This window comes from Variovorax sp. CCNWLW235, from assembly GCF_037204085.1.
GTDB lineage: Bacteria > Pseudomonadota > Gammaproteobacteria > Burkholderiales > Burkholderiaceae_C > Variovorax.
In genome coordinates, this window is the sequence record NZ_JBBCBW010000016.1 from 35,754 (window position 1) to 57,475 (window position 21,722).

Annotated in this window: 23 protein-coding genes; 7 read left to right on the plus strand and 16 right to left on the minus strand. The window is 66.0% G+C overall.

The features are described from left to right. Positions 1 to 43 precede the first annotated feature (43 nt). From V9L21_RS17730 to V9L21_RS17795, 14 genes are all read right to left on the minus strand, one after another. Complete coding sequence (locus tag V9L21_RS17730) at positions 44 to 535, minus strand: TadE/TadG family type IV pilus assembly protein (RefSeq protein WP_337314071.1); 492 nt, start codon at positions 533 to 535, stop codon at positions 44 to 46. Next, entirely contained in the window at positions 532 to 1,017 is a 486-nt protein-coding gene (locus V9L21_RS17735; RefSeq protein WP_337314073.1) for a TadE/TadG family type IV pilus assembly protein, read from the minus strand. The genes V9L21_RS17730 and V9L21_RS17735 overlap by 4 nt, the downstream gene beginning before the upstream one ends. 37 nt (positions 1,018 to 1,054) lie before the next feature. Beyond that, positions 1,055 to 1,444, minus strand: coding sequence for a DUF3613 domain-containing protein (locus V9L21_RS17740; protein ID WP_337314076.1), 390 nt, complete (start codon positions 1,442 to 1,444; stop codon positions 1,055 to 1,057). Next, entirely contained in the window at positions 1,441 to 2,376 is a 936-nt protein-coding gene (locus tag V9L21_RS17745) for a hypothetical protein (protein ID WP_337314078.1), read from the minus strand. Before V9L21_RS17745 ends, V9L21_RS17740 begins: the two co-directional genes overlap by 4 nt. After that, entirely contained in the window at positions 2,373 to 3,338 is a 966-nt protein-coding gene (locus V9L21_RS17750; RefSeq protein ID WP_337314080.1) for a type II secretion system F family protein, read from the minus strand. Before V9L21_RS17750 ends, V9L21_RS17745 begins: the two co-directional genes overlap by 4 nt. Continuing rightward, on the minus strand, positions 3,335 to 4,324 hold the full coding sequence (locus V9L21_RS17755) for a type II secretion system F family protein (protein ID WP_337314243.1): 990 nt from the start codon (positions 4,322 to 4,324) through the stop codon (positions 3,335 to 3,337). Before V9L21_RS17755 ends, V9L21_RS17750 begins: the two co-directional genes overlap by 4 nt. A 1-nt stretch (position 4,325) precedes the next feature. Further along, a complete protein-coding gene (locus V9L21_RS17760; RefSeq protein ID WP_337314081.1) occupies positions 4,326 to 5,645 on the minus strand; it encodes a CpaF family protein in 1,320 nt (439 codons plus the stop codon). A 9-nt stretch (positions 5,646 to 5,654) separates the two neighbouring features. Then, positions 5,655 to 6,941: an AAA family ATPase gene (locus V9L21_RS17765; RefSeq protein ID WP_337314083.1), complete on the minus strand. Its 1,287-nt coding sequence runs from the start codon at positions 6,939 to 6,941 to the stop codon at positions 5,655 to 5,657. 35 nt (positions 6,942 to 6,976) lie between these two features. Further along, a complete protein-coding gene (locus V9L21_RS17770; protein WP_443305138.1) occupies positions 6,977 to 8,299 on the minus strand; it encodes a type II and III secretion system protein family protein in 1,323 nt (440 codons plus the stop codon). 93 nt (positions 8,300 to 8,392) lie between these two features. Continuing rightward, complete coding sequence (cpaB, locus tag V9L21_RS17775) at positions 8,393 to 9,391, minus strand: Flp pilus assembly protein CpaB (RefSeq protein WP_337314086.1); 999 nt, start codon at positions 9,389 to 9,391, stop codon at positions 8,393 to 8,395. A gap of 66 nt (positions 9,392 to 9,457) precedes the next feature. After that, positions 9,458 to 9,958 carry an A24 family peptidase gene (locus V9L21_RS17780; RefSeq protein ID WP_337314088.1) on the minus strand — a complete coding sequence of 167 codons (501 nt, stop codon included), beginning with the start codon at positions 9,956 to 9,958 and terminating at the stop codon, positions 9,458 to 9,460. A 15-nt stretch (positions 9,959 to 9,973) separates the two neighbouring features. Then, on the minus strand, positions 9,974 to 10,153 hold the full coding sequence (locus V9L21_RS17785; protein ID WP_337314090.1) for a Flp family type IVb pilin: 180 nt from the start codon (positions 10,151 to 10,153) through the stop codon (positions 9,974 to 9,976). Between the two features lie 423 nt (positions 10,154 to 10,576). Then, positions 10,577 to 12,010 (minus strand): L,D-transpeptidase family protein, encoded by a 1,434-nt coding sequence (locus V9L21_RS17790; protein WP_337314092.1) that lies wholly within the window; start codon positions 12,008 to 12,010, stop codon positions 10,577 to 10,579. Then, positions 12,010 to 13,149, minus strand: coding sequence for a nuclear transport factor 2 family protein (locus V9L21_RS17795; protein ID WP_337314093.1), 1,140 nt, complete (start codon positions 13,147 to 13,149; stop codon positions 12,010 to 12,012). The genes V9L21_RS17790 and V9L21_RS17795 overlap by 1 nt, the downstream gene beginning before the upstream one ends. 239 nt (positions 13,150 to 13,388) lie before the next feature. Between V9L21_RS17795 and V9L21_RS17800 the strand changes: the two genes are divergently transcribed. After that, the gene (locus V9L21_RS17800; protein WP_337314094.1) at positions 13,389 to 14,405 is read left to right on the plus strand and encodes a Bug family tripartite tricarboxylate transporter substrate binding protein; all 1,017 of its coding nucleotides are present in this window, start codon (positions 13,389 to 13,391) and stop codon (positions 14,403 to 14,405) included. Between the two features lie 17 nt (positions 14,406 to 14,422). On the opposite strand, the gene V9L21_RS17805 is transcribed toward V9L21_RS17800, so the two are convergent. Then, entirely contained in the window at positions 14,423 to 15,226 is an 804-nt protein-coding gene (locus tag V9L21_RS17805) for an IclR family transcriptional regulator domain-containing protein (RefSeq protein ID WP_337314096.1), read from the minus strand. A gap of 140 nt (positions 15,227 to 15,366) precedes the next feature. On the opposite strand from V9L21_RS17805, the gene V9L21_RS17810 reads away from it, so the two are divergent. The 6 genes from V9L21_RS17810 (at position 15,367) to V9L21_RS17835 (ending at position 20,768) form a co-directional block, all read left to right on the plus strand. Beyond that, positions 15,367 to 16,068, plus strand: a complete 702-nt coding sequence (locus tag V9L21_RS17810; protein ID WP_126747114.1) for a 3-oxoacid CoA-transferase subunit A — start codon at positions 15,367 to 15,369, stop codon at positions 16,066 to 16,068. After that, complete coding sequence (locus V9L21_RS17815) at positions 16,065 to 16,721, plus strand: 3-oxoacid CoA-transferase subunit B (protein ID WP_337314100.1); 657 nt, start codon at positions 16,065 to 16,067, stop codon at positions 16,719 to 16,721. The genes V9L21_RS17810 and V9L21_RS17815 overlap by 4 nt, the downstream gene beginning before the upstream one ends. A gap of 31 nt (positions 16,722 to 16,752) precedes the next feature. After that, a complete protein-coding gene (gene pcaF, locus V9L21_RS17820) occupies positions 16,753 to 17,958 on the plus strand; it encodes a 3-oxoadipyl-CoA thiolase (protein WP_337314102.1) in 1,206 nt (401 codons plus the stop codon). Then, entirely contained in the window at positions 17,958 to 18,935 is a 978-nt protein-coding gene (locus V9L21_RS17825) for a Bug family tripartite tricarboxylate transporter substrate binding protein (protein ID WP_337314104.1), read from the plus strand. Before pcaF ends, V9L21_RS17825 begins: the two co-directional genes overlap by 1 nt. 69 nt (positions 18,936 to 19,004) lie before the next feature. Then, a complete protein-coding gene (locus V9L21_RS17830; RefSeq protein ID WP_337314106.1) occupies positions 19,005 to 20,012 on the plus strand; it encodes a Bug family tripartite tricarboxylate transporter substrate binding protein in 1,008 nt (335 codons plus the stop codon). A gap of 159 nt (positions 20,013 to 20,171) precedes the next feature. Further along, on the plus strand, positions 20,172 to 20,768 hold the full coding sequence (locus tag V9L21_RS17835) for a thioredoxin family protein (protein WP_337314108.1): 597 nt from the start codon (positions 20,172 to 20,174) through the stop codon (positions 20,766 to 20,768). Positions 20,769 to 20,855: 87 nt separating this feature from the next. Here V9L21_RS17835 and V9L21_RS17840 read toward each other — a convergent pair whose 3' ends face one another. Further along, positions 20,856 to 21,596 (minus strand): response regulator, encoded by a 741-nt coding sequence (locus tag V9L21_RS17840; protein ID WP_126747108.1) that lies wholly within the window; start codon positions 21,594 to 21,596, stop codon positions 20,856 to 20,858. Between the last annotated feature and the right edge of the window lie 126 nt (positions 21,597 to 21,722).

Here is a 21,722-nt window from a genome sequence, read left to right on the forward strand (position 1 = left end):
GCCGGCGCCGGATCCTTCGAGTGAATGGATACATCGTGTGCCGCTACGAAGAGGATCGGGTAGCCGTAGCCTTACCAACCAGGCGGTCAGGCATCCAATTCCCGGTGAGAGGAATGGGGGGCAAAAGCGGGTTGGCGCGGTACGGATAGCTCACCCTTACTGCTACTTCTCCAGCTGACAGATCCACTTCAGGAGGGATGTCCATCTTCGCGCGAAGCCAAGTCTCTTTTGAAGAAGGCGCGCTACCTGCGGAAGCGGGGGTAATCGTCGAGAGTGCCAGCGACCGGTACACCGCTGTTCGAACATTCGTCTGCAGTTCTGCGGCCGGCGTGTCGCTGCGGAAAGACTGAGCGGCTCTCGCGCCGTCTTCGGCCGCGCGAGAGATGACCTGCTGCACATACAAAACGCCGCAGAAAGTCACGAGCCCATAGATGCCGAGGAACAGAACACCGAAGACGAGCGCAAACTCGATGGCGGCAACGCCTCGCTGACGGCGAGCCACGGCCCGTTCGAGCTTGAGCCGGCCGGACTTCACAACGACCTCCCGTCGAGCAGCATGCTGGCCTGGCCTGCAATCCGGGCGGGGACCGCAAAGCTCGGGAACGCGGGAAACAGCGTGTCTATGCCGCTGACAGCAACGGTTACAACCACCTGGCACCGGTTGTTCCATTCCGGGCCGCAAGGGGGCGCCGCCTGCGAGCAGTCGTCCGTTCCAGCCAGGCAGATTCTTGCCTCGACATTCCGGTTCGCTTTCAGGCCGGCAGGCAGCCAGTCGCTGCGCTCTACGGCAATGTCGTTGGCTTTGGTTTTTCTGGCGTCCAGGCTGCTCTGATAACGCAGCCCCGCACGGGCACCGTCTTCCGCCGCGTTCTGCAGGCTCATGCGCATCGTCAACAAGAAGCCATAGCAGATCACCGCGTACAGCAGCGCAAAGATGATCAGGAACACGAACGCAAATTCGATCGCATACACGCCGTGTTGGGCGTGTCCGGGCTTTGCGTGGTTGCGTGTTTCCATGGTGGTTCCCAGTGCGCGGCGAAGGTCGGCGTTTTGCCTACCGGCCTCCGGAAGAGGAGGCGCCACCGCCGCCCTTCGACTTGGTCACCGTAGAGCCAAGGTGCTCGGGGATCGGATGCTCGAAGCTCTTGATGTAGCGCTCATAGCTGCGGCTGGCCACGCTGCCGGCAATGGGCCGGGGTGTGCGCGAGGCGATTTCTCCGCTGCGTTGCCAGGCGAGCAGGCTCTGGGTTGCATCGCCCATGAGCAGCGGTGGCGGCGATTCGAACTCTTCAGCCTCGGCTTCAGCTTCGACCTCCCGCGCCTCCTGCGCTCTCTGCGCCTCCGCGGGCTGCGGCGCCGGCGGCACGGCTTGCGCTGCAGCGGCGGTTGCCATGAAGAAGAATGCGGCCGTCAACGCGATCCGCTCGGCAAGCTGGTGGTTCATGGTGTACCTCGCGAGGTCGAGTTCAGTGAAAGCGGCGCTTCAGGTGCAGAGGCCGAAGGGTTGGTCTGGCTCGCGGTTCTCATGCCGCCCGCACCTGTCCATCGGGACGCTTTGAGCGCAAGGGGGGCCACAACAGGTTCGGCGCGAGTTCCCGCCGCTGCGGCAGCAGCAACGGGTGCGGGCAACTTGCCCGATGTGCGCATCTGCAGTGCCGCTTCGCGCACGGCCAAGCGTGTCGGTTGGGGCATGCGGTGGGCATCCATCAGCGCTGCCGCCCGGTCGGGCTGGTTGGTCACTTCCAAGTAGAGCGCGAGATTGGCTTGCGCCTGGGTGCTGTCGGGGCGCAACTGCAGGGCTTGCATCAGCGGTAGCCGCGCTTCCTCGATCTGGCCGGCGCCCAGGTGCGCGTAGCCGAGATCGCTCAGCAGCAGTGCATCGGTCGGGGTGCGGCGCTGCGCTTGCGCAAGCAGCTGGACCGCCTCGGCATAGTTGCCGCGCATGCCCGCCAGGAGGCCCAGCCCGCGGTAGCCCGCGCTCGCCAGCGGCGTGGACAGCAGGCGCTTGTAGGCGGCTTCGGCGGCTGCGGCCTGCCCGGTTTGGCGCAGTGCTTCGGCGCGCGCGCGTGTGGATTCAGGCGATACGCCCCAACGCTGCTCCAAGGCGTCGATGTGCGCGAGCGATGCAAACCACAGGTCTTCCTTCTGCATCTGCTCGACGAGCTTGAGGTAGGTGGCCTGCGTGTCCACGGCGGCGCCGGCCTTGGTGTCCGCCGCGGCTTCGGCGGCCATGCGCTGATGCGCGTCGGTGCTGGCGGCGTACTGGTCCTTGAGGCCGGCGCAGCCGGTAACTGCAAGGGCCGCGGCTGCTGCGCAGGCAAAGGCCAGCAAGCGGCAAGCAGGACGCGGGCTTGCGCAAAGGTCGAGTGGCTTCATTTGGCGGCGACTCCCAGTGAACGGAAGATGGCAAGAAAGGCCGGGCCCGCGGTGACGATGACGAGCGCCGGAAGCAACGTGGTCACCATCACGGCGGTCATCTTCACGGTGATCTTTCCGATGCGTTCCTTCATTTCGGAACGCCGGTGTTCGCGCAGCCGGTCGCTGAAGACGCGCAGCGGCTCCTGCACGGCGCCGCCGTGCTTGTCGACCTGCACCAGCAAGGACACGAGCCCGCGAAGGTTCTCGTTCTTGTGCAAGGTTGCAAGGCGCTGCAGCGAATGTTCGCGGCTGCGGCCGCGGCTGTACTGGTTGTTGGCAAAGGTCAGTTCGTAGCCGAGCACGCGCAGCACGTGCGAGAAGTCGCTGGCCATGATCTGCAGGCTCTGGTCCAGGCTCAGTCCGACGCCTTGCAGCAGGCGAAGCAGGTCGATGAACAGCGGCAGCTCCTGGTTCACCCGCTCGCGGCGCTTGGCGGCGATGCGGCCGAGCACCCACTTGGGAGCCATGAAGCCGATGACGAACGCGGCCGCCAGCACGATGGTGACGGTGCGCTGCGGACGGCCGGCGCTCCACAGCACGTAGACGGCAAAGGGAAGAAGGAACGTGAAGAAGATGCGGGTCACCAGAAAAACCAATTGCGCCCGCTTAGAGGAAAAGCCGCATTGATCGATGAGGTTGCGGTCCTCGTTTGCCACGAGTGCGCGGCCGATGCGCGAATCGAGCCAATGAAACGGCAACTCGATGTCCGTCTTTGCCGAGGCGTTGAACACGTCGGCCGCACCGGCGGACCCCCCGGATCCGCCCGGCGCCGTGGTGACCTGTTGGATGGCGCGGCCGATGACCTTGCCGCTGCGCGAGCGCCGCAACTCTGCCGCGATCAGCGCGCCGGCACCGGCCATCAGGCCCAGGGCCAGCAGCGCCAGGCTGAGAATCGCCAGCTGGTTGGTGGTGAAGGTCATGTGAGTTTCGCCAGCCGGTAGAGAAGTGCCGCACCGAACAGCTGAAAGCCCGCGGCCGAGAGAACCATGATGCGGCCGGTTCCGTCGTTCCACATCCCCATGAAGTAGGCGGGATTGGTGAGGATGAAGAAGGCGCCCACGCTCACAGGCAGCAACCCGAGAATCCAGGCGGAAAGCCGGGTTTCGGACGACAGGGCGAGCAGCTCATGCTCGGCTTGCTCGCGATCGCGCATGAAGTTGCCCACGCGCTCCAGCAGCAGGTCGGAGCGCCCGCCGTAGCGCACACCCAGGCCGAGGATGGACGCCAGCAGGAACATTTCCTCGATGCGCACATTGCTGGCCGTCTGGTGCAGGGCGCGGTCCAGGTCCATGCCCGCGCGCACCAGCGATGCCGAGCGCTCCAGCTGGCCGCGCAGCGGCGCCTCGGTGGTGGCAATCGCAAGCTGGAAGGCCGCCTGCGTGGAGTTGCCGATGGTGATCAGCCGCACCATCGCGTCGATGTACCCGGGCAGCTGGCTCACGAGCTTGCGGCGGAATTTCTGCAGCCGCAGCCAGACCGCGAAGGCTGCAAGAAGAACCAGGAGCGCGAGCGTGCTCAAGCCCGACACCCAGCCGGCAAGCAGGCCGGCGAGTGCGGCCGCCGCCACGATGACGGCCAGCCCCAATGCGGCCATGCGGGGGGCGACCACGCCTATCAGCCACTCGGGAAGGGCCTTTTCGAGCAACCCGGCGGGTGCGGCGGCCGGGGTGCCTGCGTCGGCGTTGAGCCATGGGTCCGAGGTCACGCCCGCCATGAGGTTGTCGTTGGCCGGGTCCCGCAGAGGGATGGGCATCGGCGCCGGTGAGCCGGCGGCCGTGCTGGCCTGGATCTGCTGGTTCAGGTGCCGCGCGGCGGCCTGGCGTGCCTGGCGGCCCTTGGCCCATTGCCACAGCAGCAGCCCCGCGGCTGCGAACAGCAGCGCGAGGCAGGCCACCGCGAGCAGCATTTCACGCACGGTTGTTGTCTCCCTGCTGCCCGCGCGTCAGTGATTGCCTGAAGCGCGTGATCTTGGGCGAATGCGGCGCAATGCCCAGCGATATCCAGCGGTCGCGCTCCTCGCCGTCGGGCGACGTGATGGGCTCGTAGCGGTAGAGCTCCTGCATGGCCACCACGTTGTCGTTGACACCCGTGACTTCGCTCAGCGAGAGGATGCGGCGCTGCCCGTTCGAAAGGCGGCCGATCTGCACGATGAAATCGATGGCGTTGGCAATCTGCCGGCGCAGGCTCACTTCGCTGCCCTGGTAGCCCGCAAAGCCCGCGAGCATTTCAAGGCGGTACAGGCATTCGCGCGGCGAGCTGGCGTGAATGGTGCCCATCGAGCCTTCGTGCCCCGTGTTCATTGCCTGCATCATCTCGATCACTTCGGCGCCGCGCACCTCGCCCACGATGATGCGGTCTGGCCGCATGCGCAGGCTGTTGCGCAGCAGGTCGCGAATGGACACCACGCCGGTGCCGTCGAATCCGCCCGGGCGGCTTTCAAGGCGCACCACATGGCTGGTGCCAAGCGAAAGCTCCGCCGTGTCTTCGATGGTGATGACGCGCTCGCGCGGCGGAATGAAGGTGGCCAGCGCATTGAGCAGCGAGGTCTTGCCCGAACTGGTGCCGCCGCTCACAAGAATGTTGCAGCGTGCGCGAACGGCAATCTCCAGCAGCTGCGCCATGCCCGCGTCGAAGGTGCCGAGCTTCACCATGTCGGCCGGCGTGAGCGGTTCCTTGCGGAACTTGCGGATCGAAACCGAGAGTCCGTCGATCGCGAGCGGCTCGATGATCACGTTGATGCGTCCGCCGTCCGGCAGGCGTGCGTCGACCATCGGGTTGGATTCGTCCAGCCGCCGGCCGAGCGGCGCGAGAATGCGGCGCACGATGCGCATCACGTGCTCCGCATCGGCAAAGCGCACCGTCTCGCGCTCGAGCATGCCGTGGCGCGACACGTACACGTTCTGGTAGCCGTTGATCAGGATGTCTTCCACCGCCGAATCGTTGAGCAGGTCTTCCAGCGGCCCAAAGCCCGCAAGCTCCTTGGTCAGCGCGTCGGAGATGAGCTGCATCTCGCGGTCGTTGATCGGCACACGGCGCAGCCGCACGAAGCTGTCGACCTCGAGTTCGACGAACTGCTGGATGGATGCGCGCGACCAGCGGCCGAACTCCGCGCCGAGCTCTTCGATGCGGCTCAGCAGATGGTCGTGCGTCCAGCTCTTGATGTCCTGGAACTGCTGGGAGTTGATGAACGCCTGGTCATCGTCGGCGAATTCGAGATCGTTGGACATAAGGGCGGTTCAACCTTCACTAGAGCTTTTCCAGAAACCGGCAAGTCGCGGTATTCGCGCGGCCCATCTGGATTCCCTGGCCGGCGGCTGGCCTGTGCCGGACACGAGTTCCTGGTGCAGGCCGCGCGCGAGCTCGGCCACCGCTTGCGAGTAGGCGTCGCTGCGCGCGGTGCGCACCAGCATTTCGCCGCGGCTTGCCGCCGCCAGCAGTTGCGTGCTGCGCGCCGGCACCACATGGTGCAGCGGCAGTTCGAGCCGCTCGGCAACGTCCTTGGCAGACAGGCCCACATGGCCGTCGAACTTGTTGACCACCAGCGACAGCCGCTCGGTCTCCACGCCGCGCGTGCGCAGTTCCTTGAGCATGGTCGCCGTGGAAACGATGGCGCCTATGCTCTGGTCGCACACGACCCAGCTGCGCGGCGCCGCCTTCACCGTCTGCGCGACGAAGTCGAGGGTCGAAAAGCCCCCGAGATCGGCGATCTGGAAATCGAAGAAGTCGCCGAGCCGCTTGATCAGCGCCACCGAATCCGCATGCGAGATCTCGCGCACCTGCGCAAGGCTCGCAGGCAGAGGCAGCACGGCCACGCCGCTCGCGTGGTGGGCCAGTGCGGTTTGCAGCAGCGTCTGGTCGAGGCGGCGCAGGTTGCGCACGCCGTCGACAAAGCTGAAACCGCTTTGCGTGTCGAGATAAAGCAGTCCGTCGCGCGCCGGAAGCCCGAGGTCGAGCAATGCGACACCGCCGCGCGTGTTGCGGCCGGCCTGGGGCAGGGCGCCGGCCTGGCACAGCTGGTCCTTGAGCACGAGCGACAGGCTGGCCGCGAGCGTGGTCACGCCAATGCCGGCACGGGCGCCCAGCAGCGCCAGCGTGCGTCCGCGCGTGCGGCCCGGCAGGCTGCTCTGGCGATCGAGCAGCTTGCGCAGCGTGTTGACCGCATCCGTCGGCGGCGCGGCCATGTCCACGAAGTCGTCCACGCCGGCGCGCAGCGCAGCCAGCATGGAAGCGGGCTCTGCCGAAACGCCCGTGGCCAGCACCGGCAGCGTCGGCCATTCGCGCTTGAGGCGCTGGTGAAGCTCGCTTGCCGCCGCGGCGTGGTCGCCCGAAAAATCGAGAAACACCGCGGCGGGGCCGAGCATGGCCATGCGCTCGTCCAGCGACTTGGCCTCGGCGGGAAGGTTCACCACCGTGCCCAGCCGGGCGAGTGCGTCGGTCAGCCAGTTGATGTGGCCGCTGTTGGGCGATGCGAAGAGATAGGTCTCCGCACCGGTCTCTGGAAGGCTGTCGCGGGGAGCGTTCATGGCGTCTGCCACCGGATCTGTGGGGTTTGTTTCAGTCAACGTGAGAAGCCCGGAACAGTGGTGCCCGAAGCGGGCCCCAGAAGGTGGGCGCGCCACACGGGGCCGTCGCGCTGCTCGGCGCCGCCAGGCAGATACGGGGCGAGATCGGTGCCGCGCGCAATCGGCTTCACCAGGTGCGGCGTGACGAGGATCACCAGCTCCTTCTCGCTCATCTGGTACTTGTTCTGCTTGAAGAAGGTTCCGAGCACCGGGATGTCGCCGAGCAGCGGAACCTTGTCGGCGTTCGACGTGGTGGTGCGGCTCACGAGGCCGCCGATGATGAAGCTCTCGCCGTCGCCGAGTTCCACCGTGGTGTCGGCACGCCGCGTGCTGATGGCGGGCACGGCCACGCCGCCGATGCTGAGCGAGTTGGTGTAGTCCAGGTCGCTGGCCTCCGGCGCCACCTTGAGCACGATGCGGTCGTTCGACAGCACCGTGGGCGTGAGGGTGAGGCCGATGCCGAAGGGCTTGTATTCGATGCTCGTGGTGCCCAGGCCTTGGGGCGCCGGCACGGGCAGTTCGCCGCCCGCCAGAAAGCTTGCGCTCTGGCCCGACAGCGCCACCAGCGTGGGTTCGGCGAGCACGCGGGCCATACCGTTGCCCTCGAGAAAACCCACGTTCAGGCCGATGCCGGCCTTGCCGAAATTGAACAGCAGGCTGAATGCCTGCGCGAGGGGGTTGTTGTGTTCGCCGCTGAGCGAACCGTCGGGGGCGAACGAGGCCGAACGCAGCGACGACGGCGTGAACACGCCAAAGCTGAAGCCGTTGGAATTGGCGCGCGTGCTGAAGATGTTGAGGCCGGCCTGCTTGAGCACGCTGCGGTTGAACTCGACGATCTTGACTTCGACCTGCACCGTGTTGCTGCGCACATTGACCACGGAGCGATCGACCAGCGCCGACTTTTCTCCACCGGCCGACATGGCCGCATCGCGCGCCTCCTGGTGCGCTTCCATGCTGTTGAGCGAGCCATTGAGCGTGGAGGTGCGGCGCCGTACTTCGAGCGCATAGACGATGGCGTTGGCCTGGCCCTTTTCCCAGACCATGAGCGTGGTGCGGCCGGCCGCCTTGCCGGTGACGATGAGGCGCGCCGCCGGCGAGTTGGGCGTTTGGCGGGTGAGTGCAACGCCCGCCACGGTTTCGTCCGCAATGGCCATGCGCTCGATGCCCTTGCCGATCAGCAGTTCCTTTTGCGTGCCCGCATCGATGCGCAGTTGAAGCGCAGCGCGCGCAGGCGCCGCCGCTGCGTCGGCCGCGGTTGCGGGCGCCACCGCCCAGACGCCCGAGGCCAGCAGGCACAGCACCGCAAGGGTCGGGCGCATGGAGCGCGCCGTGCCGGTTGTTTTCGCACAGGGGGCGATCGTCATGGTGTTCGTTTCCTGGGTGGCTTGCATGTGCGTGCCACTGGTTGCTGATCAGTAGTTGATGGTTTCGCTGCGGTCGCCGCGAATGACCTCGACCTGCAGTCCGCCGCGGGGGGCGCCCGTGCGGGCCGGGGTATTTGCAGTGGCGGCCGCGGCGGCAACGGTTGGCACTCGCGAGTTGCCCGGCTTGCCGCCCGTGACGAAGTCGGCGGCGGTCATGCCGGCCTGGGCCCGGTCCAGGCCTTCGAGCGGGGCCCTGCGGGCGTCGCCGGCTTTTTGCGCCACCGGCTGCAGGGCCGTGGGCAGTTCGGCAAAAAGCTTCGGGTCGGGTTCCGACATGTCGGTCGGGTTGCGCAGCGCCAGAAGCAAGCGGCCGCTGCTCTCGGCGAGCGTCAGCCGGTTGATGTCGTCCACGGGCACGGCGAGCACGGCGGTGCGGGCTGCCTCGGCGCGCTGGGCCTGCTGCTGGGCTGCGCCGTTCTTGTCCATTCCGGAGGGCATGCCGTCGATGGAGGCGCCGCCGTAGGCCAGCACGCGCTTGCGCGACAGGAGCAGGCGCGCCTGGCTGCGGTCGATGTCCTTGCCGTCGGACTTGAGCATGAGGAAGACATCGACGAAGTCGCCGGGCCGTACCTTGTTGCCCACGCCCATGACCTCGTCGGCCTTGATGGCGACCGCTCGTTCGCCTTCGCCGACGCGCAGGGCCAGGCCGGAAACCAGTTGGCCTTCGACCAGCGGCGTGCCCTCGCCCAGGTCGATCACGGGCACCCGGCCCGCGAGTTGAGCCGTCTCCTGAAAAGCGCCCGCGGGATTGATCGTGAGGCGTTCGACGCGTAGCGCATCGGCCGGTATCGCGCGGCCAGCGGGGAGCGGCTTGGACGCCACGACCACCCTGAACGTTTGCGCCTGGGCCGTCTTGGCCGGGGCGGCCGTCGAAGGGGCGACTGCAACCGGCGGTGGCGGCTGCCGGCTGAGCAGCCATGCATAGCCGCCGAGCGCGAGGGCCAGGAGCACGAGGACGGCGGCAACGATTTTGGTGAGATTGATCATGGGCGGCAGGGCAAGGAAGGGGGCCATTCGAGAGTCATCGATGAACAACTCGTGGTGACGGGGCGGCTAGCTACCCTGTCGACCCCAAACCATCCACACCGCGGCGGCCAGCGCGAGGTAGGCCGCATAAGGAATAAATCGAACCCGGGTGGGCGCAGGCTGGCCCTCCGGCGAAGACGATGGCCCGAAGAGCGCCAGCGAAAGCCGGGGCAAAACGGGCCAGCGCTGAAGAGCGAGCCAAAGCGCGGCGTGAAGACCGGCGAGCAGGCTGCCGATGAGCCATATGGCCGGCAAAGCCGAAAGGCCCACCCAGAGTCCGAGAGCTCCGGCGAACTTCACGTCGCCGGCTCCCATGACTCGGAGTGCGTAGAAAAGCAGCAGAAAGCCGAAGCCGGTGGCTGCGCCGAGCAGGGCGGCAGTCCAGTCTTGCTCGATGGGAGCCATTCCCGTTGCCAGTGCCGCAAGAGCGAGGAAGGCGCTTGCAACCACAAGCCAGTTGGGAACGCGGCGCTGCCGGAAGTCATAGATGGCAATGAGTAGCAACCAGATGAACAAGGCTGATTTCATTGCTTGTGCAGTAACTCAAGCGGCTGCGATGGCTGTTTTAATGTTTGTCCAAATGGTCGACAGATTTGCGCCGATTCCGTCGGTTCCGGTAATGGCCGTGATCATCACAACCGAAATCAGTCCCGCAATGATTCCGTATTCAATTGCGGTGGCGCCTTCTTCGTCACGCAAAAAACGATTAATTGAATTGAGCATGATTTACCCCTTTTAAAAGTTGTTAACAGCGACTGGCACGGTGAATGTTATACAGCGTAACTCGGTGTATCAAGGAGGTGAACCCGTGAGGCACTGCCTTTCCTGTGCTAGTAAGAAGGCGTAAGCAGGATGGCGGCCAGCCTCCTGCCGCATTCATGGACGTTGTTGCTTCAGAGGGGAGCAGGCGTCTTGAGGTCGCATTCTTCCCTCTGTGGAAGAGCGCCCGTATCCCATGAATGTGGGACGCGCGTTACGGCCTCGCGGAACGTGCGAAAGATTCTTGTTACGGGAACAAATGGGTTACGTGTTACGTAACGCAGACGGTGTGAAGCCAGATGTAACACCCAAGTTTGGTGTTCCGTCTGAGGAAAAAATCACATTTTTCGGGCACAACCCCGTCGGCAGGAGGGCCTAAGTGGGTACCTAGCCCAGTACTTCTTCGTAAAAAAGCTTCCAATCGCTGCCTTGGCGCAGCCAGTATTGGCGGCGTGTACGCCCGCTCTTTTCGCCTTCGAACACCTCGCCGAAGGTGGCGACCATGGTGTCGTCGCCGTCGCGCCAATGCAGATAAGACACATCCTTGAACTGGACGCGCTTGCCTTGGGCGTATTCCACCTCGTCGTGCAGGGCTGCAAATCCTTCCGTGGATTTTTTATTGTTGCTGCGCTGGAAATCCGGCAAATAGAATTTCTTCAGTTGCGCTTCATTGCCGTTGGCCCGCGCCTCTTTCCAGGCCGCGATGGTGCTTGTGAACGCCTGTGCTTCCTTTTCGGCCTGCGGCGGCGAGATCCATTGCAGGCTGCGCGCCGTGATCACCGGCGTGGCGCCGATCTGCACTTTGCGCAGCAATTGCTTCAGGTCGGGGTTGGCCATGACCACGCAGCCGTCGCTGGCCTGCGGTGCGCGGGCAAACTGCTGCGACGGGGTGCCGTGCAGCCATATGCCGCCGCCGGTCTTGCCGCGCCGCACGTCATATGGGTTGGGGTAGTTGATGGGCAGCGCCCCGGCGCCGTAGAAGTCGCGCAGCGACTTGGGGTCGAGGCTGCTGGTGATGTAGTACACCCCCAGCGGCGTGCGTGCGTCGCCTTCGGTGGCCTTGTCGATGCCCGACTTGCCGACCGACACGTAGTAATCGGCCACGAGCTGCAGTCCCTTGTCGGAGTTCTCGAGCAGGTAAAGCCGCGAGCGCGAGGCGTCGACCGCAATGGCATAGCGGCTGCGCGTGGAGAGCGCCAGGAACTGCGAGGGCACCGTGCCGGCCGGCGGCCTTTCGCGCAGCGCCTGCAGGCGCCGGCGGGATTCTTCGCGCAGGTCGGCCATGGCCGGATCGCCGCGCAGCCGCGCAATGCCGGCGTCGGAGAAGGCGTGCCCTGGGGGCACTTGCGTTGCCAGCAGGTCGGCATAGACGAGCTGGGCGAGTTGGAAGTTGGGATAGTCGCGCACCAGGTCGCGTGCTTTTGCGAGCGCGGGCCGGGTCTTGCCGCGGCCGAACAGCTCGTAGACCGCAATCAGGCGGGCTTCGGCGCCGGTGGCTTCCTGGATGGCGGCCGATGAAGATGCGGCCGCTTTACGCGGGGCGGGCTTGGCCGCTGCCGTTCTGGTTGCCGCCGCGGAGGCCTTCCTGGTGCCGGCTTTTGCTGCCTTGCCGGCCCCGTGTGCTGCCGTGCGCCCGGCGCCAGCCGCCTTGGCCTTCGCACTGCCGGCCTTGTTGCTGCCCGATTGGGCCTGCGTCGACGCGCTGGCCGCGCCGGGCGCCGCCAGCAGCAGGGCCGATGCCGCCAGGAGTGCGGCAAGCCTTGTCCGGCCGCGTTGCAGCGGAGAGGTCTGTGGCCGGGCGTGCCGGACGATGTCCGCCACTATCCGCCGACGCTTTCCTTGCGAATTTGCCATTGGTTGCCGGAGCGCTGCAGCTCCAGCGTCTTGCGGCTCGAGATGTTGAGGCTGTCGGCGCGGTAGATCTGCCGGAACTTGGCGGTGGCCACTTGCCCGTTGACGTTGATCACCAGGTTCTCGATGTTCACGCTGATGCTCGACTTGCCGACGATGCGCGCGCGGCGCTCTTCTTCCCAGCTCTTGCGGCTTTGTCCGCCGCCGGGGTTGAAGTCGGGCCCGTAAGCGGCGAGATAACGGTCCATGTCCTGGCCCGCCCACGCAGAAGCCCATCCGCGCACGGCCGATTCGACTTCAGCTGCCGCAGCGGGAGAGGCTGCGGCCGGCGCGGGTGTGGGTGCCGGTGCCGCCGCGGATGCAGCCGTAGATGTCGAAGCTGGCGGTGCCGAAGCTTCCGGCGCCTTGGCGACCACCGCGGGCGCCGGTGCGGGGGGCACTGCCTTGGCGACCGGAGCGGGTGCGGGCGCGGGCACCGGTGCCGCTGCGACGGGTGCCTTTACCACGGGAGCGGGCGCGGGCGCGGCTGTGGCCGCTACGGTTGCCGCGGGCTTGCCGCCAGCCGGTGCGGGAGTGAACAAGGTACGGATCACCGCGAGCTTGGGTTGCACCGCCGTGTTGTTCTGGTCGAGCTGCAATGCCTTGCTGTAGGCCTGGCTGGCCAGCCGCGCGTACACATCGCCCAGGTTTTCTTGCGCCGTGGCGTAGCTGGGGTTGGTGCGAATCGCGCTTTCGAGCGCGCTGCGCGCCTTGTCGAACTGGTTCTGGCTCGCGTAGATCACCGCCAGGTTGTTGTAGGGCTCGGGCAGCTCGGGTGCGTCTTGCGTGAGTTGCGTAAAAGCCGCAATGGCTTCGGCGCGCTTGCCGGTGTCGAGCTGGATCACGCCCTTGAGAAAACGCATCTGCGGATCCTTCGGCTTGTCCTTCAGGAAGGCGTCGGCGCGGCCCATGGCCTCGTCGAGCTTGCCGGCCTGCATGAGCCGGTCGACTTCGTCGTGCTCGGCCGCGGCGATCACAGGCAGTGCCATGCCGCAGGCCGTTGCCAGGAGCAGGGCGCGCACGGCAGGAGTAAGGCTGAAACGGGCGCGCGGGAGGGGGCTCTTGGGCATTGCGGACGAGGCCTCGTAGGAGGGAAAGGGAGATGCGGCAGGGATTGTATGTGGGCGGTTAACTTACGGATACATCGGCAATTCCAAGGGCCAATGCACCGAAATACGCATCCGTCAACATGCCATTGCATGCCCACATCCATGAATACGCATCGACTTGCGCAACACAGCACGATCATGTAACGTTGTGTAAGCAGATTGTCAGCAATCTCCCAGTTCCTTCACTCTCTGGAGCCACCTTGAAGATCACCAAACGCCGCTTGCTGGAAAGCGGCGCAGCAGCATTTGCCGCGTCGCTTTTTGCGCCGGGTTCCTTGGCGCAGCAGCGCACCGCAGCCGGCGCGGCCGGCGGCGACGCGTGGCCCACCAAGCCTGTTCGCATCCTCGTGGGCTTTCCCGCCGGTGCATCGCCCGACCTTGCGGCGCGCGCCATCGCCGAGCCGCTGTCGAAGATCCTGCGCCAGCCGGTCACGGTCGAGAACAAGCCGGGTGCCAGCGGCAACCTCGTGGCCGACCAGGTGGCCAAGGCGACTGACGACCACACTATCGGCGCTTTGATCAACGGCAATCTCACCATTGCGAAGCTGCTCAACCCCAAGCTCAGCTTCGATCCCGAGAAAGACTTCCTGCCGGTCGGCATGATCGGCACCGCGCCGCTGGTGCTCGTGGTTTCGGGCAACGCGCCCGGCAAGACCGCGGCCGAGCTGCTGCTGTGGACGCGCAATCTGAGCAGCAGCGGCAAGTACGGCACGCCGGGCGTGGGCACGGTGGGCCATCTGGGCATGGAACTCATCAAGAGCCGCGCCGCCATTACCGCGCAGCACAAGCCCTACACCGGTAACCCGCAAGTCATTGCCGGCCTGCTGGCAGGTGAGATCCAGCTCGCGCTGCTGCCGCCCGGCCTGGCACTGCCGCATGTGAAGTCGGGAAAGATCAAAGCCATTGGCGTGACCTCGCCCGAGCGCAGCCCCTTGGCCAACGAGCTTCCCACCATTCGCGATGCCGACGTGCGCGGCGCCGACCTCGAGATCTGGACCGCGCTGGCTGCGCCCGCAGGCATGAAGCCGGCTGCCGTTGCCAAGCTCAATGCGGCGCTGGTCGAGGTGACCAGCTCGCCCGAGGTGAGCCAGGCGCTGCTGAAGACCGGCTGGCAAGCGCAGCCGGGCACGCCCGATGCGCTCGCCAAGCGCATGCGCTCCGACACGGCCCGCCTCGGCGGCGTGATCATCATGAAGGGCATTCAATCAGAGGGCTAGCACGCCCTCCGATGCGCCTAAAGCAGTTGGGAGACCTTCTTCGCGGCGTCGACCAGCGCCGGGAGCATGGTCTCCTGCATCACCTTGGCGCTGGTGCGGTTGGCCTGGCCGCTGATGTTCAGTGCCGCAACCATGCGGCCCTGGCGGTTGACGATGGGGGCGGCCACCGAGATCAGGCCTTCTTCGAGCTCCTGGTTCACAAGGCACCACTGCTGCCTGCGCGCCTGTGCCACCTTGGCCATGAGCGCATCGATGTCGGTCACCGTGTGCTTGGTGAGGGCCTCGATGTTCGAGGCTTCGAGCCGCGCGCGCACCTCGTCGTCTTGGAGGTCGGCCAGGAGCAGCCTGCCCAGTGAAGTGCAGTACGCAGGCAACCTTGAGCCCACGCCCAGGCTGATGTGCATGATCTTCTTGGTCGGCACGCGCATCACGTAGACGATGTCGGTCGCATCCAGCACGGCGGCCGAGCAAGACTCCTGCACCTCTTGCACCAGCGCTTCCATCACCGGTTCGGCGCGGTTCCATATCGGCATCGACGAGAGGTATGCAAAACCCAGGTCGAGGATGCGCGGCGTGAGCGTGAAGAGCTTGCCGTCGGTCACCACATAGCCCAGCGTCTGCAGCGTGAGCAGAATGCGCCGCGCGCCGGCCCGCGTGAGCCCGCTCGCGGCCGCTACCTCGCTCAGCGTCTGCCGGGGGGCGCTTTCGCTGAACGAGCGAATCACCTGCAGGCCGCGCGCAAACGACTGCACGTAGCTGTCGCCGGGGGCGGGTGCCTCGGGGGTCTTGGGCGTACCGGTTTTCAGAGCGTGGGTTGCCATGCGGGGTGATCCTCTTTAGAATTCATTATACGAACAAATGTTCTTTAGACGAACAAATCAGCGGTTCGCAGAATCGATCGGGTCGCCCGAGCGGATCGCAGGCAGTTCGGTTTCTTTCTTCACTCCCGGAGACAGGCTTCATGATCAACAAGATCGCGCGCTCGGTCGCCGATGCCCTTGAAGGCATCCAGGACGGCGCCACGGTTCTCATCGGCGGCTTCGGCACCGCCGGCATTCCCGGCGAACTCATCGACGGCCTCGTCGAGCAGGGCGCCAAGGACCTCACCGTCGTCAACAACAACGCCGGCAACGGCGAGACCGGCCTGGCGGCGCTGCTCAAGGCGGGCCGCGTGCGCAAGATCATCTGCAGCTTTCCGCGCCAGGCCGACAGCCAGGTGTTCGACGGGCTCTACCGCAGCGGCAAGCTCGAGCTCGAACTGGTGCCCCAAGGCAACCTGGCCGAGCGCATTCGCGCGGCCGGCGCCGGCATTGGCGCTTTCTTCTGCCCCACGGGCTACGGCACGCAACTCGCGGGCAACCGCGAAACGCGCGAGATCGACGGCAAGCAATATGTGCTCGAGTACCCCATTCACGGCGACGTGGCGCTCATCAAGGCCGAGCGCGGCGACCGCTGGGGCAACCTGGTCTACCGCAAGGCCGCGCGCAACTTCGGCCCCGTGATGGCCATGGCTTCCAAGAAGACCATTGCCACCGTGCACGACATTGCCGAACTCGGCACGCTCGACCCCGAGACCATCGTGACCCCGGGCATCTTCGTGCACCAGGTGGTGCGCATCGAACGCGTGGCGACGCAAGCCGGCGGCTTCAAGAAGGCGGCATGACCATGAGCAACACCACATACACACGTCGCACCAAGGACCAGCTCGCCGCCCGCGTGGCGCAGGACATCTTCGACGGCGCCGTCGTCAACCTCGGCATCGGCCAGCCCACGCTGGTGGCCAACCATCTGCCGAAGGGCCGCGAGGTCATCCTGCAAAGCGAGAACGGAATTCTCGGCATGGGCCCCGCGCCTGCGGCCGGCGAAGAAGATTACGACCTCATCAACGCCGGCAAGCAGCCCGTCACGCTGCTGCCGGGCGGCTCGTTCTTTCACCATGCCGACAGCTTCGCGATGATGCGCGGCGGCCACCTCGACATTTGCGTGCTCGGCGCCTTCCAGGTGTCGGCCACGGGCGACCTTGCCAACTGGCACACGGGTGAGAAAGACGCCATTCCTGCCGTGGGCGGCGCCATGGACCTGGCCATCGGCGCGAAGCAGACCTGGGTGATGATGGACCTGCTCACCAAGCAGGGCACGAGCAAGCTGGTGCAGGAATGCACCTATCCGCTCACCGGCATCGGCTGCGTGAAGCGCGTGTACTCCGACCTTGCTACGCTCGAATGCACCCCCCAGGGCCTGAAGCTCGTCGACCTGGTCGAAGGCCTCAGCCGCGAAGAGCTCGAGAAGCTCGTGGGCCTTCCCATTGCCGCATGAAGCGGATTCATTCACCTTTGAGACAAAAGACATGACCAACCAAGCCTTCATCTGCGACGCCGTTCGCACCCCGTTCGGCCGCTACGGCGGCTCACTCAGCAGCGTGCGCACCGACGACCTCGGCGCCGTGCCGCTCAAGGCGCTGATGGAACGCAACAAGAACGTCGACTGGCAAGCCGTGAGCGACGTGCTCTACGGCTGCGCCAACCAGGCCGGCGAAGACAACCGCAACGTGGCGCGCATGTCGGCGCTGCTGGCGGGCCTGCCGATCGAACTCGGCGGCGCCACCATCAACCGCCTGTGCGGCTCGGGCCTCGATGCCGTGGGCACCGCGGCGCGCGCCATCCGCGCGGGCGAGGCGGGCCTCATGATTGCAGGCGGCGTGGAAAGCATGAGCCGCGCACCCTTCGTCATGCCCAAGGCCGAAAGCGCCTTCAGCCGCAACAACGCGGTGTACGACACCACCATCGGCTGGCGCTTCGTCAACAAGCTCATGAAGGCGCAGTACGGCGTCGACTCCATGCCCGAAACGGCTGAGAACGTAGCCACCGACTACAAGATCGAGCGCGAGGCGCAAGACCTGATGGCGCTCAACTCGCAACTGCGCGCCGTGGCGTCGCAGAAGTCCGGCTTCTTCGATGCCGAGATCGTGCCCGTGACCGTGCCCCAGAAAAAGGGCGATGCGCTCATCGTCAACAAGGACGAGCATCCGCGTGAAACCAGCATGGAATCGCTCGCCAAGCTCAAGGGCGTGGTGCGCCCCGACGGCACCGTAACCGCCGGCAATGCCAGCGGCGTGAATGACGGCGCCTGCGCGCTGCTGCTGGCTGACGAAGCCAGCGCCGCGAAGCATGGCCTCACGCCGCGCGCCCGCGTGGTCGGCATGGCCACCGCCGGCGTTGCGCCGCGCATCATGGGCATCGGCCCCGCGCCCGCCACGCAAAAGGTGCTGGCGCTCACCGGCCTCACGATCGACCAGATCGACGTGATCGAGCTCAACGAAGCCTTCGCGGCCCAGGGCCTTGCCGTGCTGCGCCTGCTCGGCCTGAAGGACGACGACGCACGCGTCAACATCAACGGCGGCGCCATTGCGCTCGGCCACCCGCTGGGCGCCAGCGGGGCGCGCCTGGCCACCACCGCCGTCAACCAGCTGCACAAGGGCGGCGGGCGCTATGCGCTGTGCACCATGTGCATCGGCGTGGGGCAAGGCATTGCCGTGATCCTGGAACGCGTCTGATGGGCATCGCCCGACGCGATCTGCTGCTGGGCCTTCTGGCAGCGGCGGGCGTGCCCGCGCATGCGCAGCAGGCCGCCAGCAAGCCCATCCGCATCGTCGTGCCCTTTGCGGCCGGCGGCGGCAACGACGTGTTCGCGCGCCAGATGGCCAAGGGCCTCGGCGAAGTGCGCAAGTCGGGCGTCATCGTCGACAACAAGCCGGGCGCGGGTGGCAACCTCGGCACCGAGCAGGTGGTGCGCAGCGCACCTGACGGCAGCACACTGCTGCTCGGGCATACGGGCACCGTGTCGATCAATCCCGCCCTCTACAAGGGCCTGAAGTTCGATGCGCGCAAGGACCTGCTGCCGGTCGCGATGTTCGCCTCGTCCGCGCTGGTGCTCGTGGTGCCTGCTGCGTCGAAGGTGCGCCGCGTGGCTGACCTCGTCGCCGAAGCCAAGGCGCGGCCGGGCCTGCTCGACTACGCATCGAGCGGCAGCGGCACAGGCGGCCACCTGACCGGCGAGTTCTTCGCGCAGCGCACGGGCAGCAAGCTCAATCACATTCCCTACAAGGGCACCAACCCCGCGCTCACCGACCTCGCGGGCGGGCAGGTTCAGATGATGTTCAGCGTCATTCCGCCCGCGCTCGCGCTGGTGAAAGGCGGCCGGCTGCGTGCCATTGCAGTGACCGGCACCAAGCGCTTGCCCACGCTGCCCGATGTGCCCACCGTGGCCGAGTCGGGCCTGCGCGAGCTTGCGGGCTTCGAAAGCACGCTCACCTACGGCGTGCTTGCGCCGCGCGGCACGCCTGACGCGTTCGTGAAAGAGCTGTCGGCGCAGATGCTCCAGGTGGCGGGCGGCGCCGAATTCCAGTCGCGCCTCGATGTGGAGGGCGCCGTGCCGTTGCTCGGCGGTCCGGCCGAATACGCCGCACTCATCGCAAGGGAGAGTGCGCTGTGGGCCGGCATCGTCAAGGCGTCGGGCGCTTCGGTCGATTGATTCTGCGCGGCCGCCGCCGCACGCGCGACCGCTTCTCTTTTCTTCAATAACTAGTCGGAGACTTCTCGCATGACCTTTTTCCGTTCGCCGGTTTCGCGCCGCGCCGTCGCAGCCGCCGTGCTCGCACTCACCGCCGGTAGCCTGCTGCCGATGACCGCCGGCGCGCAGCAAGCCGCATTTCCCACCAAGCCGGTGCGCATCATTACGCCGTTCCCGGTCGGTGGCGGCCCCGACGGCGTGGCCCGCCTTGTGGCCGACAAGCTCTCGCGCGCATGGGGCCAGCCGGTGGTGGTCGAGAACCGCCCGGGCGGCAACGGCTTCATCGCCATCGACGCATTCAAGCGCGGCGCCAAGGACGGGCACGACATCATCGTGCTGGACAACGTGCACCTGGCCGCGTACCCCGCGCTGTTCAAGAAGCTGCCCTATGACGCCGGCAAGGACTTCGACGCGCTGCTGCCTCTCTTCAAGACCTACTTCTTCTTTACCGTTGCCACCAACAGCAAGTACAAGACCATTGGCGACCTGATTGCAGACGCCAAGGCCAACCCGGGCAAGCTCGACTACGGCTCATGGTCGGTTGGCAACCCCGTGCACCTGGGTTCGGAACTCTTCGAGTCGGCCACCGGCACGCAGATGGAGCACGTGATCTACAAGGAAACCACGCAGCTCTACACCTCGGTGGCCACCGGCGAACTGGCCTTTGCGCTTGGCAGCAGTGCCACCGCCGGACCGCTGCAGCGCGCCAACAAGCTCCGCTTCCTGGCCGCGGCAGCGCCTGCGCGCGTAGCCGCCTTCCCCGACGTGCCGACCGTCGCCGAATCGGGCGGTCCGAAGGGCTTCGAGGTGATCGGCTGGAACGCCATTGCGGTGCCCAAGGGCCTGCCTGTTGCAGTCACCGAGAAGATCAAGCGCGACATCGAAAAGGGCCTGGCCGAACCCGATGTGCAGGAAAAGTTCAAGAGCTTCGGCTATGAGCCGTTTCCGACCACGCGGCCGCAGTTCGACGAGTTCGTCGCAAGCGAAACGAAGCGGTTCGGCGATGTGATCCGCAAGGCGAACGTTTCGCTGGATTGAGCGTTCGCAGGGCGGGCGGCTCCGCCTTGTGAAACGTAGTGTGTTGATTTTCTGCCTTGATACATAGGCATACGCAATACGCATCGAGGGCCTGGCGGGCGGAAAACAATCCGCTCGTCAACAACCCGCGCCCATGCGCATTGCTCCAAGGAAATCACCATGAAGCTCCCCCGCGTTGCCGTTGCTTCGGGCATTGCCGCGGCCATCGCCGCATCGGTGGCTGCCCTGGCGTTTGCCGCGCCGCAGCTCGGCGCCAATGCATCCGCCGGCCTTGCGCGCCCAGCGCCCGAGTTCCAGAACATCGACACGTGGCTCAACTCGCCGCCGCTCAAGCTGGAAGCGCTGCGCGGCCAGGTGGTGCTGGTCGACTTCTGGACCTACACCTGCATCAACTGCCTCAACCACCTGCCGCACGTGAAAGAGTGGCACGAGAAGTACAAGGACAAGGGCCTGACCGTGGTGGGCGTGCACACGCCCGAGTTCGCGTTCGAAAAGTCGACCAAGAACGTGAAAGACGCCATCCAGCGCCTGCAGATCAGGCACGCGGTGGCGCAGGACAACAGCTACGGCACTTGGCGGGCCTTCAACAACCAGTACTGGCCTGCCGTGTACCTGATCGACAAGCAGGGCCGCATCGCCTATTCGCACTTCGGCGAAGGCAGCTACGGCGCCACCGAGAAGAAAATACAGGCGCTGCTTGCGGAACCTTCGGGCGTTGCGGCCACTGCCCCGGTGCCGGGCGGGAGCGTCAAATGAAGAAGCTCTGGTTTGCGCTGCTTTTTTTTGCCGGCGGCGTGGCGCACGAGGTGCGCAACCCGACCAACTGCCAGTGCATTGCCTCGGTCAGTCTTTCGCCTCGACAGACGAAGCGAGGACGTAGCCTTCGCTGCGCACGGTCTTGATGTAGCGCGGCTCGCGCGCATCGTCGCGCAGCCGCTGCCGCAGCCGGCTCACCAGCAGGTCGATGGAGCGCTCGAAGAGCTCGGCTTCGCGGCCCTGGGTCAGGCTCAGCAGCTGGTCGCGGCTCAGCACCTTCTGCGGGTGGTCCAGAAAAACGCGCAGCAGCCGGTACTCGGCGCCGCTCAGCGCCACCATCACGCCGCTTTCGTCGATCAGGTGGCGGGCCACGGTGTCGACCTCCCATTCGCCGAATGCCAGCTTCTGCGCGGGCTCGGCGGCATTCATGTTGGGCGGCAGCATGCGGGTGCGGCGCATCACGGCACGTAGACGCGCGAGCAGTTCGCGCGCGGAAAAAGGCTTGGCCAGGTAGTCGTCGGCGCCCATCTCCAGGCCCAGGATACGGTCGGCCTCCTCGCTGCGCGCGGTCAGCATGAGGATGGGCGTGGCCTTGTACTTGCCGGTGCGCAGGTCGCGGCACAGCGTGAGCCCGTCTTCGCCGGGCAGCATCAAATCGAGAATGATCAGGTCGAACGGGCCCGACTCTTCCAGCGCGGCGCGCATGTGCCGGCCGGTGGGCACCGCGACCACCCGCAGGCCGTTCTTCACCAGGTAGGTGGTGAGCAGCTCGCGGATTTCCCGGTCGTCGTCGACGATGAGGATGTGATCGGAAGTCTTGGGTGTCATGGCAGTGAGAAGAAGGTATGGCGCGGAGGCGCCGCAGCCGCAATGTAGCGTCACCGCCGCCCGAAGACGGGGGACAGTGAAACGTAGTGTGTGGATTTCTTGCGCGGATACATAGGCATACGCAAT

Bases quoted from the DNA above. Each gene is read 5' to 3' on its own strand.
- V9L21_RS17805 (WP_337314096.1), bottom strand. From the start codon at position 15,226: ATGGCAACCCACGCTCTGAAAACCGGTACGCCCAAGACCCCCGAGGCA.
- V9L21_RS17740 (WP_337314076.1), bottom strand. From the start codon at position 1,444: ATGAACCACCAGCTTGCCGAGCGGATCGCGTTGACGGCCGCATTCTTC.
- V9L21_RS17825 (WP_337314104.1), top strand. From the start codon at position 17,958: ATGGGCATCGCCCGACGCGATCTGCTGCTGGGCCTTCTGGCAGCGGCG.
- V9L21_RS17755 (WP_337314243.1), bottom strand. From the start codon at position 4,324: ATGCTGCTCGCGGTGGCCTGCCTCGCGCTGCTGTTCGCAGCCGCGGGG.
- V9L21_RS17840 (WP_126747108.1), bottom strand. From the start codon at position 21,596: ATGACACCCAAGACTTCCGATCACATCCTCATCGTCGACGACGACCGG.
- V9L21_RS17810 (WP_126747114.1), top strand. From the start codon at position 15,367: ATGATCAACAAGATCGCGCGCTCGGTCGCCGATGCCCTTGAAGGCATC.
- V9L21_RS17770 (WP_443305138.1), bottom strand. From the start codon at position 8,299: ATGCGCCCGACCCTTGCGGTGCTGTGCCTGCTGGCCTCGGGCGTCTGG.
- V9L21_RS17735 (WP_337314073.1), bottom strand. From the start codon at position 1,017: ATGGAAACACGCAACCACGCAAAGCCCGGACACGCCCAACACGGCGTG.
- V9L21_RS17815 (WP_337314100.1), top strand. From the start codon at position 16,065: ATGACCATGAGCAACACCACATACACACGTCGCACCAAGGACCAGCTC.
- V9L21_RS17835 (WP_337314108.1), top strand. From the start codon at position 20,172: ATGAAGCTCCCCCGCGTTGCCGTTGCTTCGGGCATTGCCGCGGCCATC.
- cpaB (WP_337314086.1), bottom strand. From the start codon at position 9,391: ATGATCAATCTCACCAAAATCGTTGCCGCCGTCCTCGTGCTCCTGGCC.
- V9L21_RS17765 (WP_337314083.1), bottom strand. From the start codon at position 6,941: ATGAACGCTCCCCGCGACAGCCTTCCAGAGACCGGTGCGGAGACCTAT.
- V9L21_RS17785 (WP_337314090.1), bottom strand. From the start codon at position 10,153: ATGCTCAATTCAATTAATCGTTTTTTGCGTGACGAAGAAGGCGCCACC.
- V9L21_RS17795 (WP_337314093.1), bottom strand. From the start codon at position 13,149: ATGCCCAAGAGCCCCCTCCCGCGCGCCCGTTTCAGCCTTACTCCTGCC.
- V9L21_RS17745 (WP_337314078.1), bottom strand. From the start codon at position 2,376: ATGAAGCCACTCGACCTTTGCGCAAGCCCGCGTCCTGCTTGCCGCTTG.
- pcaF (WP_337314102.1), top strand. From the start codon at position 16,753: ATGACCAACCAAGCCTTCATCTGCGACGCCGTTCGCACCCCGTTCGGC.
- V9L21_RS17780 (WP_337314088.1), bottom strand. From the start codon at position 9,958: ATGAAATCAGCCTTGTTCATCTGGTTGCTACTCATTGCCATCTATGAC.
- V9L21_RS17760 (WP_337314081.1), bottom strand. From the start codon at position 5,645: ATGTCCAACGATCTCGAATTCGCCGACGATGACCAGGCGTTCATCAAC.
- V9L21_RS17750 (WP_337314080.1), bottom strand. From the start codon at position 3,338: ATGACCTTCACCACCAACCAGCTGGCGATTCTCAGCCTGGCGCTGCTG.
- V9L21_RS17830 (WP_337314106.1), top strand. From the start codon at position 19,005: ATGACCTTTTTCCGTTCGCCGGTTTCGCGCCGCGCCGTCGCAGCCGCC.